This is a genomic window from Arsukibacterium sp. (assembly GCF_033722355.1).
Taxonomy (GTDB): Bacteria; Pseudomonadota; Gammaproteobacteria; order Enterobacterales; family Alteromonadaceae; genus Alishewanella.
This window is the reverse complement of record NZ_JAWVZF010000018.1, coordinates 1-14,807: the sequence shown is the minus strand read 5'-3', so window position 1 is coordinate 14,807 and position 14,807 is coordinate 1. Positions and strand designations below refer to the sequence as shown.

At 49.6% G+C, this 14,807-nt stretch carries 13 protein-coding genes and 1 pseudogene; 10 read left to right on the top strand and 4 right to left on the bottom strand.

The genetic code is table 11. From position 1 onward, the window contains the following. Positions 1 to 14 precede the first annotated feature (14 nt). Together aguB and aguA are read left to right on the top strand one after the other, a co-directional pair. Entirely contained in the window at positions 15 to 905 is an 891-nt protein-coding gene (gene aguB, locus R3177_RS03690) for an N-carbamoylputrescine amidase (protein WP_318969704.1), read from the top strand. After that, positions 902 to 2,011 (top strand): agmatine deiminase, encoded by a 1,110-nt coding sequence (gene aguA / locus R3177_RS03685; RefSeq protein WP_318969689.1) that lies wholly within the window; start codon positions 902 to 904, stop codon positions 2,009 to 2,011. Before aguB ends, aguA begins: the two co-directional genes overlap by 4 nt. A gap of 66 nt (positions 2,012 to 2,077) precedes the next feature. Here aguA and R3177_RS03680 read toward each other — a convergent pair whose 3' ends face one another. Beyond that, complete coding sequence (locus R3177_RS03680; protein WP_318969688.1) at positions 2,078 to 2,635, bottom strand: hypothetical protein; 558 nt, start codon at positions 2,633 to 2,635, stop codon at positions 2,078 to 2,080. 207 nt (positions 2,636 to 2,842) lie between these two features. Between R3177_RS03680 and ppiC the strand changes: the two genes are divergently transcribed. After that, positions 2,843 to 3,118 carry a peptidylprolyl isomerase PpiC gene (gene ppiC, locus R3177_RS03675; RefSeq protein ID WP_318969687.1) on the top strand — a complete coding sequence of 92 codons (276 nt, stop codon included), beginning with the start codon at positions 2,843 to 2,845 and terminating at the stop codon, positions 3,116 to 3,118. On the opposite strand, the gene R3177_RS03670 is transcribed toward ppiC, so the two are convergent. Beyond that, positions 3,115 to 4,386: a DEAD/DEAH box helicase gene (locus R3177_RS03670; protein WP_318969686.1), complete on the bottom strand. Its 1,272-nt coding sequence runs from the start codon at positions 4,384 to 4,386 to the stop codon at positions 3,115 to 3,117. The genes ppiC and R3177_RS03670 overlap by 4 nt on opposite strands. A 93-nt stretch (positions 4,387 to 4,479) precedes the next feature. Between R3177_RS03670 and R3177_RS03665 the strand changes: the two genes are divergently transcribed. The 6 genes from R3177_RS03665 to R3177_RS03640 all read left to right on the top strand — a co-directional run bounded on the left by R3177_RS03665 (position 4,480) and on the right by R3177_RS03640 (position 10,121). Then, complete coding sequence (locus R3177_RS03665) at positions 4,480 to 4,740, top strand: GIY-YIG nuclease family protein (protein WP_318969685.1); 261 nt, start codon at positions 4,480 to 4,482, stop codon at positions 4,738 to 4,740. Continuing rightward, a complete protein-coding gene (locus tag R3177_RS03660) occupies positions 4,740 to 5,642 on the top strand; it encodes an AEC family transporter (RefSeq protein WP_318969684.1) in 903 nt (300 codons plus the stop codon). Before R3177_RS03665 ends, R3177_RS03660 begins: the two co-directional genes overlap by 1 nt. Before the next feature lie 9 nt (positions 5,643 to 5,651). Further along, a complete protein-coding gene (locus R3177_RS03655; protein ID WP_318969683.1) occupies positions 5,652 to 6,959 on the top strand; it encodes a mechanosensitive ion channel family protein in 1,308 nt (435 codons plus the stop codon). A gap of 3 nt (positions 6,960 to 6,962) precedes the next feature. Further along, entirely contained in the window at positions 6,963 to 7,781 is an 819-nt protein-coding gene (locus tag R3177_RS03650; protein ID WP_318969682.1) for an NAD(P)H-binding protein, read from the top strand. 119 nt (positions 7,782 to 7,900) lie between these two features. Then, positions 7,901 to 9,244 carry a DUF4397 domain-containing protein gene (locus R3177_RS03645; RefSeq protein WP_318969681.1) on the top strand — a complete coding sequence of 448 codons (1,344 nt, stop codon included), beginning with the start codon at positions 7,901 to 7,903 and terminating at the stop codon, positions 9,242 to 9,244. 118 nt (positions 9,245 to 9,362) lie between these two features. Beyond that, positions 9,363 to 10,121, top strand: coding sequence for a transporter substrate-binding domain-containing protein (locus R3177_RS03640; RefSeq protein ID WP_318969680.1), 759 nt, complete (start codon positions 9,363 to 9,365; stop codon positions 10,119 to 10,121). Positions 10,122 to 10,162: 41 nt separating this feature from the next. Here the strand turns inward: R3177_RS03640 and acnA are convergent, their stop codons facing one another. Beyond that, entirely contained in the window at positions 10,163 to 12,880 is a 2,718-nt protein-coding gene (gene acnA, locus R3177_RS03635) for an aconitate hydratase AcnA (RefSeq protein ID WP_318969679.1), read from the bottom strand. A gap of 167 nt (positions 12,881 to 13,047) precedes the next feature. Continuing rightward, positions 13,048 to 14,250 carry a tyrosine--tRNA ligase gene (tyrS, locus tag R3177_RS03630; protein WP_318969678.1) on the bottom strand — a complete coding sequence of 401 codons (1,203 nt, stop codon included), beginning with the start codon at positions 14,248 to 14,250 and terminating at the stop codon, positions 13,048 to 13,050. Between the two features lie 147 nt (positions 14,251 to 14,397). On the opposite strand from tyrS, the pseudogene R3177_RS03625 reads away from it, so the two are divergent. After that, a pseudogene (locus R3177_RS03625) lies at positions 14,398 to 14,807 on the top strand (peptidase M23); the annotation flags it as partial.

Here is a 14,807-nt window from a genome sequence, read left to right as displayed (position 1 = left end):
TCTGCTGGAGATAACTGATGCGTAATGTAACCGTTGCTGCTACTCAAATGGTGGGCGGCTGGAATGTTGAAGAAAACATCGCTCGTGGTGAAAAGCTGGTGCGCGACGCTGCCGCTAAAGGCGCACAGATTATTCTGCTGCAGGAACTGTTTGAACGTAACTATTTTTGTCAGAAGCAAAAACCAAGCTATCTGGAGTTTGCCACAACTGTCGAAGAAAACCCGGCAGTTAACCATTTTATGAAAATTGCCAAAGAGCTTAGTGTTGTATTACCCATCAGCATTTACGAGCGGGCAGGTAACTGTATGTACAACAGCGTGGTGATTATTGATGCTGACGGTGCAAACCTGGGAACATACCGCAAAAGCCATATTCCTGACGGCCCGGGTTACAGCGAAAAATATTACTTCACTCCCGGTGACACCGGCTTTAAAGTCTGGCAAACCCGCTATGCCAAAATTGGTGTCGGTATTTGCTGGGATCAGTGGTTTCCGGAAACGGCCCGCAGCATGGCTCTGATGGGTGCTGAATTGCTGTTTTATCCAACGGCAATTGGCAGCGAGCCGCATGATGCGACCATTAACTCGCGGGATCACTGGCAACGTACCCAGCAAGGTCATGCTGCGGCGAATTTAATGCCACTGATAGCATCAAACCGGATTGGCACTGAAACCGAAGGTGACTATCAGATCACCTTTTATGGCAGCTCGTTTATTGCTGACGGCAGCGGCGCCAAGGTGCAGGAAGCTAATGAGACTGATGAAGCTGTGCTGGTGCACACCTTCGATTTAGATAAAGTGGCCGCTGACCGGCGGGCGTGGGGGCTGTTTCGTGACCGCCGGATTGATATTTACGATACTATCCTGACCAAAGATGGCAAAGTAAATCCGGAGAACAGCAAGTGAGCCGTTTATTGCCAACGACACCTAAACACGACGGTTTTTTCATGCCTGCCGAGTGGGCAGAGCACAAACAAACCTGGATGGTATGGCCTGAGCGCACCGACAGCTGGCGCATGGGGGCAAAACCAGCGCAACAGGCGTTCTGCGCCGTTATTGCTGCCATCGCCCGTTTTGAACCGGTCACAGTAGGTGTGTCAGCTGCGCAGTATGCCAATGCAGAGGCGCAGCTGAGCAAAGCCGGCGCGCTGTATCCGGTGCGTGTGGTGGAAATGTCAAATAACGATGCCTGGTGCCGCGACACCGGCCCTACGTTTGTCAGGAATGGCAAGGGAGAGGTGCGGGGTATTGACTGGACGTTTAATGCCTGGGGTGGCCTGAATGGCGGCTTATATTTCCCCTGGCATCATGACGATCAGGTTGCCGGTAAAATTCTGAGTATTGAACATCTGCCCCGCTACCGCACAGAAGGCTTTGTACTGGAAGGTGGCGCCATTCACGTTGATGGTGAGGGTACATTATTAACCACCGAAGAGTGTTTACTTAACGCCAATCGTAACCCCCATTTAAACCGCGGTCAGATTGAAGAAATCCTGATGCAGTACCTGGGCATCAGCAAAGTATTATGGTTAAAAGAAGGTATTTTTAACGACGAAACTGACGGTCACGTTGATAATATGGCCTGCTTTGTCAAACCTGGCGAAGTGGTTCTGGCCTGGACAGATGATCAGAGTGACCCACAGTATGCTCGCAGCAAAGCAGCACTGGACTATCTGGAAGCCAGCGTTGATGCCAAAGGCCGCAGCATTAAAGTGCATAAACTGCCATTACCTAAACCGATTATCGCCACAGCAGATGAATACGCCACCGTTGATGCAACGTTAAACGCTACGCCGCGTGAAGCTGATGCCCGGCTTGCCGGCTCTTACATTAACTTTTATTTGTGTAATGGCGGGCTGATTATGCCGACCTTTGACGACCCTAATGATAAAGTTGCCGCTGACATATTACAGCAGCTTTATCCGGATCATCAGGTGGTAACCGTACCCGGCCGGGAAATTTTGCTCGGTGGCGGCAATATTCACTGTATTACTCAGCAACAGCCAGTCTGACAATGACAAAAGGGAGCGAAATGCTCCCTTTGTCTGGTTAGTACACTGTTTGTCTGTTACTCAGCCTCAGTTCCCGTCTTTGTACTCAACTACAGTGTAATATTCATTCATCATCAGGTTCTTACGGCAGGTATGGGTGCGCATATTTGACCCTTTTAACCGCTCATAGCCACAGCGCATAAACTGGTTGTCAGCCCCGTATTTCCGCTTAAACTCTTCATAAAGCGGATTAAGCGAGTCGAGCTGTGCCTGAGTGAGATTCTTGATTATCTCATTGTAACGACGCTCCCAGTCACGGGTTTCCTGCTCGAGCGACAATCGCATCCAAACCAGACCTTCCTCGACATTTACGGGCACATCCTCGCCGGTAACCATCAACAGACCTGCCAGATACTGCGCGTATTTCTCGCCATAACGGGCAAAGCGCATAATCTCCGGGAATGCTTCAGCAAATTGCTGTTTTTGTACCAGTGCCATCATACTGTCATAGTCTGCAGCATACAGATAAGAGCGCAACCTGACTTCTTCACCCTGAAGTGTTTTATCATCCTCAGCGGCAAAACTGGGGTTACCAGTCACTGCTAAAATACCGGCAATCAGTATAGTTGATATCAGTTTTTTCATAATTCCATATCCCAAGTGTCGTGACCTGTTAAAGTATAACAGCCCGTATTTTGCAGTCTGCTTACAAATTGTAAAACAATATGTCTTACGACGCTTTTAGTGACAAATCAGGGCGGGGAAAAAGGACTATTATCATTAATAAATCTTTAAAATCAGTCTTGTACACACTACACTTAACGATATTAAATGTAACTGAGCTGTTTAATTATGAAAGCCTGCGCGTTGCACATACTGGTTAAAACACGGGAAGAGGCAGAAAAACTAAAGCAACAACTGGCCAGAGGTGCCGATTTTGGCAAACTGGCGAAACAACACTCTTTGTGTCCATCAGGCAAAAAAGGCGGGGATTTAGGCGAGTTTCGCAAAGGCCAGATGGTTAAAGCATTTGACGATGTGGTATTTAAACGGGCCGTGCTGGAAGTACACGGCCCTATAAAAACCCAGTTTGGTTTTCACCTGATTAAAACCCTGTATCGCAGCTAAGCCTTACCGAGCGCCTTGGCCCTGAGTTTGGCTTTTAACTTGCCCTGTGCCTGGCGTTTGGCAGCGCCGTCGTTACGTCCTGGCCGCTGGCCGGGTTTGCGGGAAACCGCTTCGTTCGGCGCCTGGTAACTGGGGTCGTGCTCGTAGCCGGGTACGATTTCGGTGCTTAGCACCTGCTGGGTTAACTTTTCAATATCTTGCAATGCGCCTAAATCTTCCGGCGTGACCAGAGTTACCGCTATGCCACTCATGCCGGCCCGGCCGGTACGGCCAATCCGGTGGACATAGTCTTCCGCTACCTGCGGTAAATCGTAATTAACCACATAAGGTAATTCGCTGATATCCAGACCACGGGCAGCAATATCGGTTGCCACCAACACTCTGACTGCACCAGCTTTGAAGTCAGCTAGTGCTTTGGTGCGCGCTCCCTGACTTTTATCGCCATGAATGGCAGCCGTTTTTAAGCCATCTTTTTGCAGTTGCTTCGCCAGACGATCAGCACCATGCTTGGTGCGGACAAATACCAGCACTTGCGGCCAGTTACGGGCGCCGATTAAATGCGACAGCATCTCGCGCTTGCGGTGCTTATCAACCAGATAGACCTGCTGGGTTACTCTGTCTGCTGTCGCATTGGCGGCAGCCACCTCTACCAGCACCGGATTATTTAACAGCTCATCAGCCAGTTGCTTGATATCGTTGGAATAGGTCGCTGAAAACAGCAGGGTTTGTCTTTTTGCCGGTAGCTTGGCCATAATGCGCTTAATATCAACTACAAAGCCCATATCCAGCATCCGATCGGCTTCATCCAGCACCAACACTTCCAGCTGACTTAAATCAACTGTTTGCTGATGCAAATGATCTATCAGCCTGCCGGGGGTGGCGACCAGAATATCCAGCCCCCGTTCAGCATCATCGTATTGAGGGCGGATCGACACACCGCCATAAAATACCGCACTGCGGCAAATAACATGACGGCTGTAAGTCAGCACGCTGTCATAAACCTGCTGTGCCAACTCACGGGTGGGTGTCAGTACTAATATCCTGACCTGGCCGGCAGTTAACTGTTTAGGTGCATTGAGCAAGTGCTGCAGCAATGGTAAAGTAAATGCTGCCGTTTTACCTGTTCCGGTTTGAGCGCCGGCTAAGACATCTTTACCGGAGCGAATAAGCGGAATACTGTGCTGTTGTACCGGCGTGGCTTCGGTATACCCCTGTTCGGTTAGCACCCGTAAAATAGGCTCTGCCAGCCCTAAAGATTGAAACGACATGAATGATCCTGACTGCGCCTGTGCCCGTTGTATAGCAATGGCTGATAAAAGCGCGATTATAACAGAAACACGCAAAACAAGATATTCAGCATCATGACAGCAGCCCCCTGGTTTGTTTATATGGTCCGTACTGCCGGTGGCCAGCTCTACACCGGCATCAGTACCGACCCGATCAGACGCTTACGCCAGCATAATGGCGAGCTTAGTGGCGGAGCCAAAGCCTTAAGAGGTAAAGGGCCACTGCAGCTGGTTTATCAAAAACCGATGGCCGACCGGGCAACAGCCAGCAAGGCGGAGTATCAGCTTAAACAGCTGTCAAAAGCTGCGAAAGAGCAGCAGATAGGTGAGCAGTAATGGACAATTTTTATCTGGTACTGGCCTATCTGGTTATTGGCTTTGGTTTACGCCGACTCCCCGCCATGCCTCAAAACAGTGGCATAGTGCTGAATATTTACGTTTTATACGTCGCATTGCCCGCTTTGATTTTAAAAAATGTCCCGTTACTGCAGTTTTCCAGTGCGCTGCTTATCCCGGCAGTCACTCCCTGGTTGTTACTGGTGATCGTGGTCGCACTGATATTGGTGTTGAGCAAAGTATTTGGCTGGTCACGCGATATTACCGGGGCGCTGCTTATTATATTGCCACTTGGCAATACGTCGTTTCTGGGCTTTCCAATGACCCAGGCGCTGTTTGGCAGCGAAGCTATGCCCTATGCGGTGATCTACGATCAGGTCGGCTCTTTTATCGCGCTGGCAACCTATGTCACTATTATTGCTGCCATTTACAGCCCGCACGTCAGCAAGCCAACAGCCAAAAGTATTATTATTAAAATTATCAGCTTCCCGTCTTTTCTTGCTCTGGTTGCCGGTTTGCTGCTCAGAGACCTTAGTTTTCCGCCATTGGCCGAGTCACTGATTAACAACCTTGCTGCCACTTTAGTGCCGGTAGTCATGATAGCAGTCGGTTTTCAGCTAAGCTTTCGGTTTAGTAAGAGTGAAATATCGCCACTGGTCTCAGCGCTATCAATAAAGCTGTTAATGATGCCATTATTTGCCTGGGCTATCTGGCGCGGGGCCGGGCAAACTGGCCTGGCTGTTGATATCAGTATTTTTCAGGCGGCCATGCCGCCGATGATCTCTGCCGGGGCAATTGCTATCATGGCAGGCCTGGCGCCACGACTGGTCAGTGGCATTATTGGTGTTGGGATCCTGCTGGGGCTGGTAAGCTTGCCGCTGGTTTTTTGGTTACTGCATTAAAGGATAATTATGGATAACTTCAAAGAGATAAGTGCAGCGGTGATGACAACCCTGCAACAGCTGGATTTCTGGTGGCAGCTACTGGGATTGGCGGCGGCATTACTACTGGCATTTTTAACTAATCAGCGTTTGCAAAACCTGATTGAAAGACAGAGTATCCGCGACTCCGGCTTACGCCATCTGGCAGTGCGCAGCCTGCAGCGCCTGCTCTGGCCTCTGACGGCACTGGCCGTACTCGTTCCTGTCAAAGTCATTTTTGAAATGAACAATCTGCCAACCCAAATCCTGGCGGTAGCGGTGCCAGTACTGGTGGCGCTGGCTGTAATAAGGCTGGTGGTGTATATCCTGCGTAAAGCTTTTAATGTTAATCCTTTATTAAAATCCTCTGAAAATTTGCTGGCAGGTGTTATCTGGTTTGCCGTGCTGCTGCATCTTGCCGGCTGGTTGCCAGGCCTGTTATCCGTATTAGACAGCCTTGCTATGACAGTAGGTGAAACCCGGATATCCGTTCTGGCTGTGCTCAAGTTATTATTGATGATCGCCCTGGCGTTTACGCTGGCTATCTGGCTGGCTGAACTTATCAGTCAGCGGGTGCAGCGTTCCACTTATATCAGCCCGAGCATGCAGGTGGGTTTTGCCAAATTCAGTAAGTTTCTGTTAATTACCATTGCCTTTCTGGTTGCACTCAATGCAGTTGGAATTAATTTAAGCTCACTCGCCGTTTTCGGTGGTGCCTTGGGGGTAGGCCTGGGCTTTGGCTTGCAGCGCATCGCTTCTAATTTTATCAGCGGCTTTATTCTGGTCTTTGACCGTTCCATTAAACCCGGTGACATTATTACCGTTGGCGATAAATTCGGCTGGGTTGAGCAGTTAAATGCCCGCTATGTTGTGGTGCGTAACCGCGAAGGTGTCGATACGCTGATCCCGAACGAAAATCTGATTACCTCAGAGGTTATTAACTGGAGTTATGCCGATACAAATGTCCGGTTAATTATTAAAGTACAAATCAGCTATGATGATGATCCTGAACAGGCGCTGGCACTGATGCTCGAATGTGCCAAGGCATCCCCCCGGATCCTGACCGTGCCGGCCCCAACAGCACGACTGATGGAATTTGCTGACAGTGGTATTGCCCTGGAACTCAGGGTATGGATTACTGATATGGAAAAAGGCACGGCAGAGGTACGCTCTGATATTAACCTCGCCATCTGGCGCAGTTTTAAAGAGAATAATATTACAATTCCGTATCCCCAGCGCGATTTACATATTAAATCGGGCTGGCCGGCCATGCCGGCCCAGACCAATAACGGTCAGTAATCAATGTCGGTAATGTTATTAGTAGGCCTGGGTGATCTGGGCGGCCTGATTGCCACAGAAGCCATGCAACATGGTCTGACAGTGGTGGCCATGCGGCGTCAGCCAGAGAGCCTGCCAGGGGTTAAGCTTATCCAGCACGATGCCACGACCCCCTGGCCTGCTATAGCGGAGCCTATAACTGATGTGGTGCTTTGCGTCGCCCCGGACAACCGGACAGATGATGCATACCGGCGAGCATATCTGGATATTGCTGAACAAGCCATGTCCTGGCTCAGGCAACAGCCGCTAAAAGCTCATCTGTGGCTGGTCTCGTCAACCAGTGTCTACGGCCAGCAAGAGGGTGAATGGGTTAATGAAAATAGTCCGCGTTTACCCAAGCGCAGTACTGCCAGAATTCTGGTCGCAGCTGAAGATTTCTGGCTGCAAAGTGGTCAGCCTTGCACCATGCTGCGCCCCGCAGGCCTTTATGGTCCCGGCCGCGAGATGTTGTTAGAAGTTGCTAAAGACGGCCGGCAGATTGTCGAGCCCCACCCCGTTTATACTAACCGGATTGAAATATCAGATTGTGCCCGGGCGATTGTCCATTTACTGCTGCGCCGCCAGCAGGGTTTGGTGACTGAAAATGCCTATAATCTCGCCGACCTGGCCCCTGCCCGGTACTGTGAAGTAATTGATTTTCTGCAACAGCAGCTGGATATCACCGCTGATAAACAACATATCGTTGAGCGAAGCAGTAAAAGGGTCAGTGCCGGCCGGCTGCAGCAAACAGGTTTTAACTGGCACTACCCTGATTATAAAACAGGTTATCTGCACATATTGTAATGGCTTGCTGAGTTGTGTAATTAAGAGTAACCAACTGTTTGTAATAGTAAAACAGCATAGCTATCCTGCTGTAATTTCCTTAGGCTGTGCCGGTTTAATTCACCAGCATGGAACCTGATATGAAAACAGCTTTACCCGTTTGGTTAGCTTCATTTACGCCCGCACTCAGTCGCAGCCTGACGCTCGGTACGGTCCTTTTTCTTACCGCCTGCGGTGGCAGTAGTGACGAGCCTGAGCAACAACTCAGTTATGTTCAGTTTTACAATGCAGCCGCAGCAACCGCCAACCCGACATTAAAACTGGGTGAGACCAGTATCAGCAGCGCCCGTTTTGCCGATGCCAGTAACGTTATTAAAATCGATACTGCCAGCTACACGCTGGAGGTCACAGAAACAGGTGGCAGCAGTCCGCTGCTCTCTGACGAGGTAACCCTGAATCCGGATCAGAAGCATCTGTATATCATCACCAGTGCAGACGAACAGTTCGATTACCTGAGCCTGAGTTTTCAACGTGAAAAAGAACTAAAAGATGAATTTGACCTTTATCTGACAAACCTGGCTGCCAATCAGCCAGAGCTGGATATTTATCTTAGCGCCACCACCGAAACGTTTGCCCAAGCTACACTGCTTGACAGCTTGAATTTGCACGAAATCAGCAACGAGGCCATACGCAAAGCGACCGGCAGCTACAACATATATCTGGCTGAACCGGGCGCCGATGTCCCGTTTTTTACTGGCAAAAACCTGAACTTTGCTTTTGAAAATACCTATGTACTGGTGGTTCGTGATCAGCACGGCCCCATTGCCGGGCAGCTGGCAGTAGATGTCATTTTAAACTCGAGCAGTATCGCCAGGTATACCCATCAGGATGCACAGGCTCAGTTCCGGCTGTATAACAGCTTAGCACAACCGGTACAGGTCGCACTGGATAACAGCCCAATGACCAGCCTGACTGCGGACAGTATGGGGAATTATCAGTTGCTCAGCAAAGGCGATTACAGCCTGTCTGTCCGTGATGCGGATGGTCAGCTGTTACTCAACAGTGCCTTACTGACCGCTACTGCCGGCGAAAGTCAGTTGGTACTGTTATATCAAACCGAAAGTAATCAGCTTCAAGCGCTGGCTATCAGAGAGAGTGACAAGCCACAACGACTGGCTCACGATGTCATTGTCAGTAACTTAGTCGCAGACTTTACCAGATTACATATTTATTTTATCCGCCAGGACGAAACCATTGCCACCGCCAGGTACCATATTAAAAACCTGGACTTTAAAAAACAGCAAAGTGTAAATGTGCCAAAGGACTACTATAGTATTGCACTGGTGCATGTTGCTGAAAACGGCAGTACAACCTTGCTGGATAAAACGGACAGCCTGATGCTGCAAGCTGATAAGCGTTATCTGCTTACCGCTGAAAAAGATAATGCTGCACCGTCTGGCTACCGCCTCAATCTGACCTTCTGATCTGCAGACAGCCCTGGCGCAGCGCCGGGGCTGTCACTAAAAGGATGACAAAACCCTCGTTATCGTAAATACTTAGCTTTCACCGTATTCCTATTAAAGTAAAATACGCCCGATATTTATGGTTATAGCAAAATCAGTCGCCGGCTTTATTGTTGCCAGCAGCATGTTGTTTCCGGCAGCCGTTACCGCGGGCCCGCCGCCCCCGTTGAAGGGCGGCGTCGTACAATCCTTTCCCGGGATAAGTGTTGTTGACTCAAAAATCCAGCCTGAGCCGGCCTATGGCCATGCTGAAGTTATTGCCTGTATAGAAAGCGCGCTGAATACAAAGATTGACTGGCAAAGCCTGCCGACGGATCGCCTGTTAAAATTAACCCGTGAAAATCAGTTAGATTTAATTTATCCGATGGGTTATACCGAGGAGAGGGACAGTTACCTGCAAGCCAGTGCCTGGCTGACCAAAGATGATGACTATTTTGTATTTAAAGCTGCCAAAATACAGCCAGCAATGTTTCACCAGCAACAAATTAAAACTCAGCCTGTTGGCGTTAAACGTGGCTCACCCCAACAGCATTATCTGCAAAAAAACGGCTTTCAGTACGTTCATCAGGTTTATGACTATCAGCAGCTGTTACCACTGCTGATAATGGATCGGGTTGACATGCTGGCAGTACCACAACCCTTAGCAGAGCAACTGCAGGCAGAAATGCAAACCGATCCGGCAACAGCCACATTGCAGCTTTATCATTATTATACCCGCGATGCGGGCTTTTATCTGTCACCGGCTTTCGCCAGGAATAATTTGGCCCAGATGAATGCGGCAGTGGTAGCCTGTCGTCAGCACACAAAAACCGCCACGGCAATTAAACAGAAAAGCTGACATGCTGTCAGCTTTTCGGATATATCAGGTGATGCCCAATGTCAGGCGCTGCCAATCATCCTTCGCAGTACATAATGTAAAATACCGCCATGCTTGTAGTAGGCCAGCTCATTACCGGTATCTATCCGGCACAGCATATCAATTTTCTGCTGAGCACCATCAGCATAAGTAATCATCACCGACACTTTTTGTTTCGGCTGTAAATTATTTAAACCACTGATAGAAAAAGTCTCTGCTCCGGTCAGCTCCAGATGCTTACGATCAACCCCGGCCAGAAATTGCAGTGGCAGTACCCCCATGCCAATAAGGTTGGAGCGATGGATACGCTCATACGATTCAGCCAGAACGGCCCTGACCCCTAGTAACAATGTGCCTTTAGCTGCCCAGTCCCGCGACGACCCGGTGCCATATTCCTTACCGGCAACCACCACCAGAGGCGTTTGCTGCTGCCGGTAACGCTCTGCTGCATCATAAATCGCCATTTGCTCGCCAGATGGCTGATGCACTGTGACACCACCTTCTGTGCCAGGGACCATTTCATTGCGGATCCGCACATTGGCAAAAGTTCCGCGCACCATCACTTCGTGATTACCGCGGCGGGAACCATAAGAATTAAAGTCGGCCTGACTGATTCCAAGCTCTTTCAGATAACGTCCGGCCGGGCTACTGGCTTTAATACTGCCTGCCGGAGAGATGTGGTCAGTGGTCACCGAATCGCCCAGTAGCGCCAGCACTCTGGCGTCTTTGATATCCTGCACCGGTTCGGGTTCCCGGCCCATGCCCTGAAAAAAACTGGGTTGCCTGATATAACTCGACTCAGGCCAGGTGTAAGTTTTCTCTTTAGGTACCTCAATATTCTGCCAGGTGTCATCACCGCTGAACACATCGGCATATTCACTTTTAAACATTGAGCTTTGTACTTTAGCCACCTCGTCAGCTATCTGCTGATTGTCCGGCCAGATATCCTTAAGATAAACCGGTTTACCGTCTTTCCCTTCGCCAATCGGCTCTTTGCTTAAATCGATATTTACCGTGCCAGCCAATGCAAAGGCAACCACTAACGGAGGAGATGCCAGCCAGTTAGACTGAACCAGTGGATGAATGCGCCCCTCAAAATTGCGATTGCCAGACAATACCGCTGACACATTTAAGTTTTTGTCGCTGATTGCCTGTTCCAGCGGTTTTGCCAGCGGTCCGGAATTACCAATACAGGTGGTACAGCCATAACCAACCAGATGAAAACCCAGTTGTTCCAGCGGGCCCATTAATCCGGCTTTTTCCAGATAGCGGCTGACAACTTTAGAACCAGGCGCCAGCGAGCTTTTCACCCAGGGTTTGCGGCTCAGTCCCTTAGTCAGGGCATTTTTTGCCAGTAAGCCTGCAGCCATCAGTACACTGGGATTAGACGTATTAGTACAAGAAGTAATCGCAGCAATAACTACTGCATGATGGTCAAGCTTGATGTTCTCGCCGTCCAGCTCAACATGTTCATCACTGTCTTTGGGTTGTGGCTGGCCACCACCTTCCTCAACCATTTTTGCTTCGCGCTCTGACGCCGACTTACGATGCAGGGCCAGCATATCGTCACAATGTTGTTTCAGCTCGCCGAGGCTGACTTTATCCTGTGGCCGTTTTGGTCCTGCCAGCGATGGCACTACTTTTGACAGATCCAGGTGAAGTACGTCAGTATAAGTTGCCTGATGGCCGGGTTTACGCCACAACCCCTGAGCCTGACAATATGCCTTAACTCTGGCAATCACACTGTCATCACGGCCGGTCAGCGCCATATAATCCAGCGTAATCTGATCTACCGGGAAAAAGCCACAGGTGGCGCCATATTCCGGGGCCATGTTGGCAATTGTTGCCCGGTCAGCCAGGCTCAGATGATCCAGGCCGTCGCCGAAGAACTCAACAAACTTGCCGACCACGCCATGTTTACGCAGCAATTCGGTTACCGTTAATACTAAGTCAGTTGCGGTAATGCCAGCCGCAAGCTTACCGGTAAATTCCAGGCCAACCACTTCCGGGATCAGCATTGATACAGGTTGCCCCAGCATAGCGGCCTCGGCTTCAATACCTCCAACTCCCCAGCCTAAAACCCCCAGGGCATTGATCATCGTGGTGTGGGAGTCGGTGCCCACCAGGGTATCAGGATAAGCCTCAGTACCGTTGTCAGTTTCCCTGGCCCAGACACTTTGCCCCAGATACTCAAGATTAACCTGATGGCAGATCCCGGTACCCGGTGGAACAACTTTAAAGTTAGCAAAGGCTTGCTGCCCCCATCGTAAAAATCGGTAGCGCTCAAAATTGCGCTCCATTTCTATCGCCACATTCTGCTCAAACGCATCGTCGCTGGCAAAATGATCGACCATGACCGAATGGTCAATTACCAGGTCGACCGGCGATAGCGGGTTAATTTTCTGAGGGTCTTCACCAAGCTCTGCCACCGCAGCGCGCATGGCAGCCAGATCAACCACTGCAGGAACCCCGGTAAAGTCCTGCATTAGCACCCGGGCGGGCCGAAAGGCAATTTCCCGGTCGGCATGGCCATGCTTCTGCCAGTCAACGAGCGTCTGAATATCCTGGTCAGTTACGGTGTCTGCATCCAGATGACGCAGCAGGTTTTCCAGCAGCACTTTTAAACAGAATGGTAAACGGTCAACGGTGCCATGCCGGGTTGCAGCTTTTGCCAAACTGAAGATTTGATAATCTTTATCAGCTACCTGAAGAGTATCTGCATAGGGGTTATTCTGGCTCATAACATTCCTCGTTGATGATGTTTTCTCCAAGTGTAGTGCATCGGGGCAAAGATGCGAAAATGCAAGGTGTGGGTTTTGGTAAATTTAGCGGCGCGCTGTGATAAAAACGAAAAAGACCGCACACTGGCGGTCTTTAAGCGGGATTGCAACAGATCTTTGGAATAGCGCTAACTGACAGTGACTTTGGCAAACTTACGTTTACCTACCTGATAAATTGCTGTCGTCCCTTTACTAATCTCCAGCTTACTATCATCAACTTTACTTTCGCCATTTAATTTTACTGCGCCCTGCTTAATCATCCGCAGCGCCTCTGACGTGCTGGCGACCAGTCCGGCATCTTTTAATAAATTGGCAATCGGCATAGCACTGTCGTCACAATAAAGGGTAAGCTCCGGGATATCATCCGGTAAGGCATTTTTGCTAAATCGCTGGATAAAATCCTGATGGGCCGCCTCTGCTGCTGCCTCATCATGAAAACGAGCAATAATTTCCCTGGCCAGGCTTATCTTAATATCACGCGGGTTAGCACCTTCGGCCATCTGTTGCTTTAATGCTGCGATTTCAGTCAGGGGTCTGAAACTGAGCAAGTCATAATAGCGCCACATTAATTCATCTGAAATTGACATGATTTTGCCGAACATTTCAGTGGGGGTATCAGTAATTCCCACATAATTGCCCAGCGATTTTGACATTTTCTGTACCCCGTCAAGCCCTTCCAGCAGGGGCACCATCATGACCGTTTGCGGTCTTTGCCCCTCATCTTTCTGCAGCTCGCGCCCCATCAGCAGATTAAAACGCTGGTCAGTTCCGCCCATTTCGATGTCCGCCTCAAGTGCAACCGAATCCCAGCCCTGTACCAGCGGATATAAAAATTCATGGATGGCAATGGACTGATTATTAGCAAACCGTTTTTTAAAATCGTCCCGTTCCAGCATTCTCGCTACTGTCTGCCGGGAAGCCAGCTTGATCATGCCGGCAGCGCCAAGATCTGCCATCCATTCTGAATTGAAGGCGACCCGGGTTTTCGCCGGATCAAGAATTTTAAAAACCTGCTCTTTATAGGTTTGGGCATTAGCCAGCACATCGTCCCGACTCAGCGGCTTGCGGGTAACATTTTTACCACTGGGGTCGCCTATCATGCCGGTGAAGTCACCTATAAGAAAAATAACCTCATGGCCCAGCTGCTGAAAGGTACGCAATTTGTTGATAAGCACGGTATGGCCTAAATGCAGATCAGGTGCCGTCGGATCGAAGCCAGCCTTCACTTTCAGTGGCTTGCCTGTTTTTAACTTGGCAATTAGCTCATCTTCCAGCAAGATTTCCTCGCAGCCGCGTTTTAATTCAGCTAGCGCCTGTGCCCAATCGGCCATTTTAAACTCCTGACTTAGTGCAAATTTGTCTCAACAACCGCCATTCTATAGTATGTTCCGGCCAGGGGAAACGCACAAAACTCTGGTATCTTCGAAAAAAAACGTTTATGCTCGGTTTTTGTCCATTTCCAACAGATGACGGGGCTTATGCGGCAACTGGTAGCAAAAATTCCTTCTCAACACCGGGCATTAATTCTTGCAGTCTCGGTATGTTTAGCCATTATTTTGTTACTCCCCTCTGAGCAGGCGGCCGCATCCAGAAGCAGCAACAGTAATGCCTTAGAAGTTGGTAAACGATACAGCCTTGCTATTCCTCAACATGAACCAGAGCTTAGCGAAGACATTGCAACAGAAGTTATCGACGCTGACTTTAGCGATGAGTTTGCTGCTGACGATAATCTGCAATGGTCAAGCCTGCAGGTACAACGGGGCGATGTGCTGTCCAGTTTATTTAAAAAAGCCAATGTCAGCCAGCAGACGATGCTGGATATTCTGGCATTAGGTGACAGTACCAAAACCCTGACTAAGTTATTTCCCGGCGAAGTACTGGAGTTCGG

Excerpts from the sequence above, each read along its gene's own strand:
- R3177_RS03680 (WP_318969688.1), bottom strand. The coding sequence starts at position 2,635 with ATGAAAAAACTGATATCAACTATACTGATTGCCGGTATTTTAGCAGTG.
- ppiC (WP_318969687.1), top strand. The coding sequence starts at position 2,843 with ATGAAAGCCTGCGCGTTGCACATACTGGTTAAAACACGGGAAGAGGCA.
- R3177_RS03670 (WP_318969686.1), bottom strand. The coding sequence starts at position 4,386 with ATGTCGTTTCAATCTTTAGGGCTGGCAGAGCCTATTTTACGGGTGCTA.
- R3177_RS03665 (WP_318969685.1), top strand. The coding sequence starts at position 4,480 with ATGACAGCAGCCCCCTGGTTTGTTTATATGGTCCGTACTGCCGGTGGC.
- R3177_RS03660 (WP_318969684.1), top strand. The coding sequence starts at position 4,740 with ATGGACAATTTTTATCTGGTACTGGCCTATCTGGTTATTGGCTTTGGT.
- R3177_RS03655 (WP_318969683.1), top strand. The coding sequence starts at position 5,652 with ATGGATAACTTCAAAGAGATAAGTGCAGCGGTGATGACAACCCTGCAA.
- R3177_RS03650 (WP_318969682.1), top strand. The coding sequence starts at position 6,963 with ATGTCGGTAATGTTATTAGTAGGCCTGGGTGATCTGGGCGGCCTGATT.
- R3177_RS03645 (WP_318969681.1), top strand. The coding sequence starts at position 7,901 with ATGAAAACAGCTTTACCCGTTTGGTTAGCTTCATTTACGCCCGCACTC.
- R3177_RS03640 (WP_318969680.1), top strand. The coding sequence starts at position 9,363 with ATGGTTATAGCAAAATCAGTCGCCGGCTTTATTGTTGCCAGCAGCATG.
- acnA (WP_318969679.1), bottom strand. The coding sequence starts at position 12,880 with ATGAGCCAGAATAACCCCTATGCAGATACTCTTCAGGTAGCTGATAAA.
- tyrS (WP_318969678.1), bottom strand. The coding sequence starts at position 14,250 with ATGGCCGATTGGGCACAGGCGCTAGCTGAATTAAAACGCGGCTGCGAG.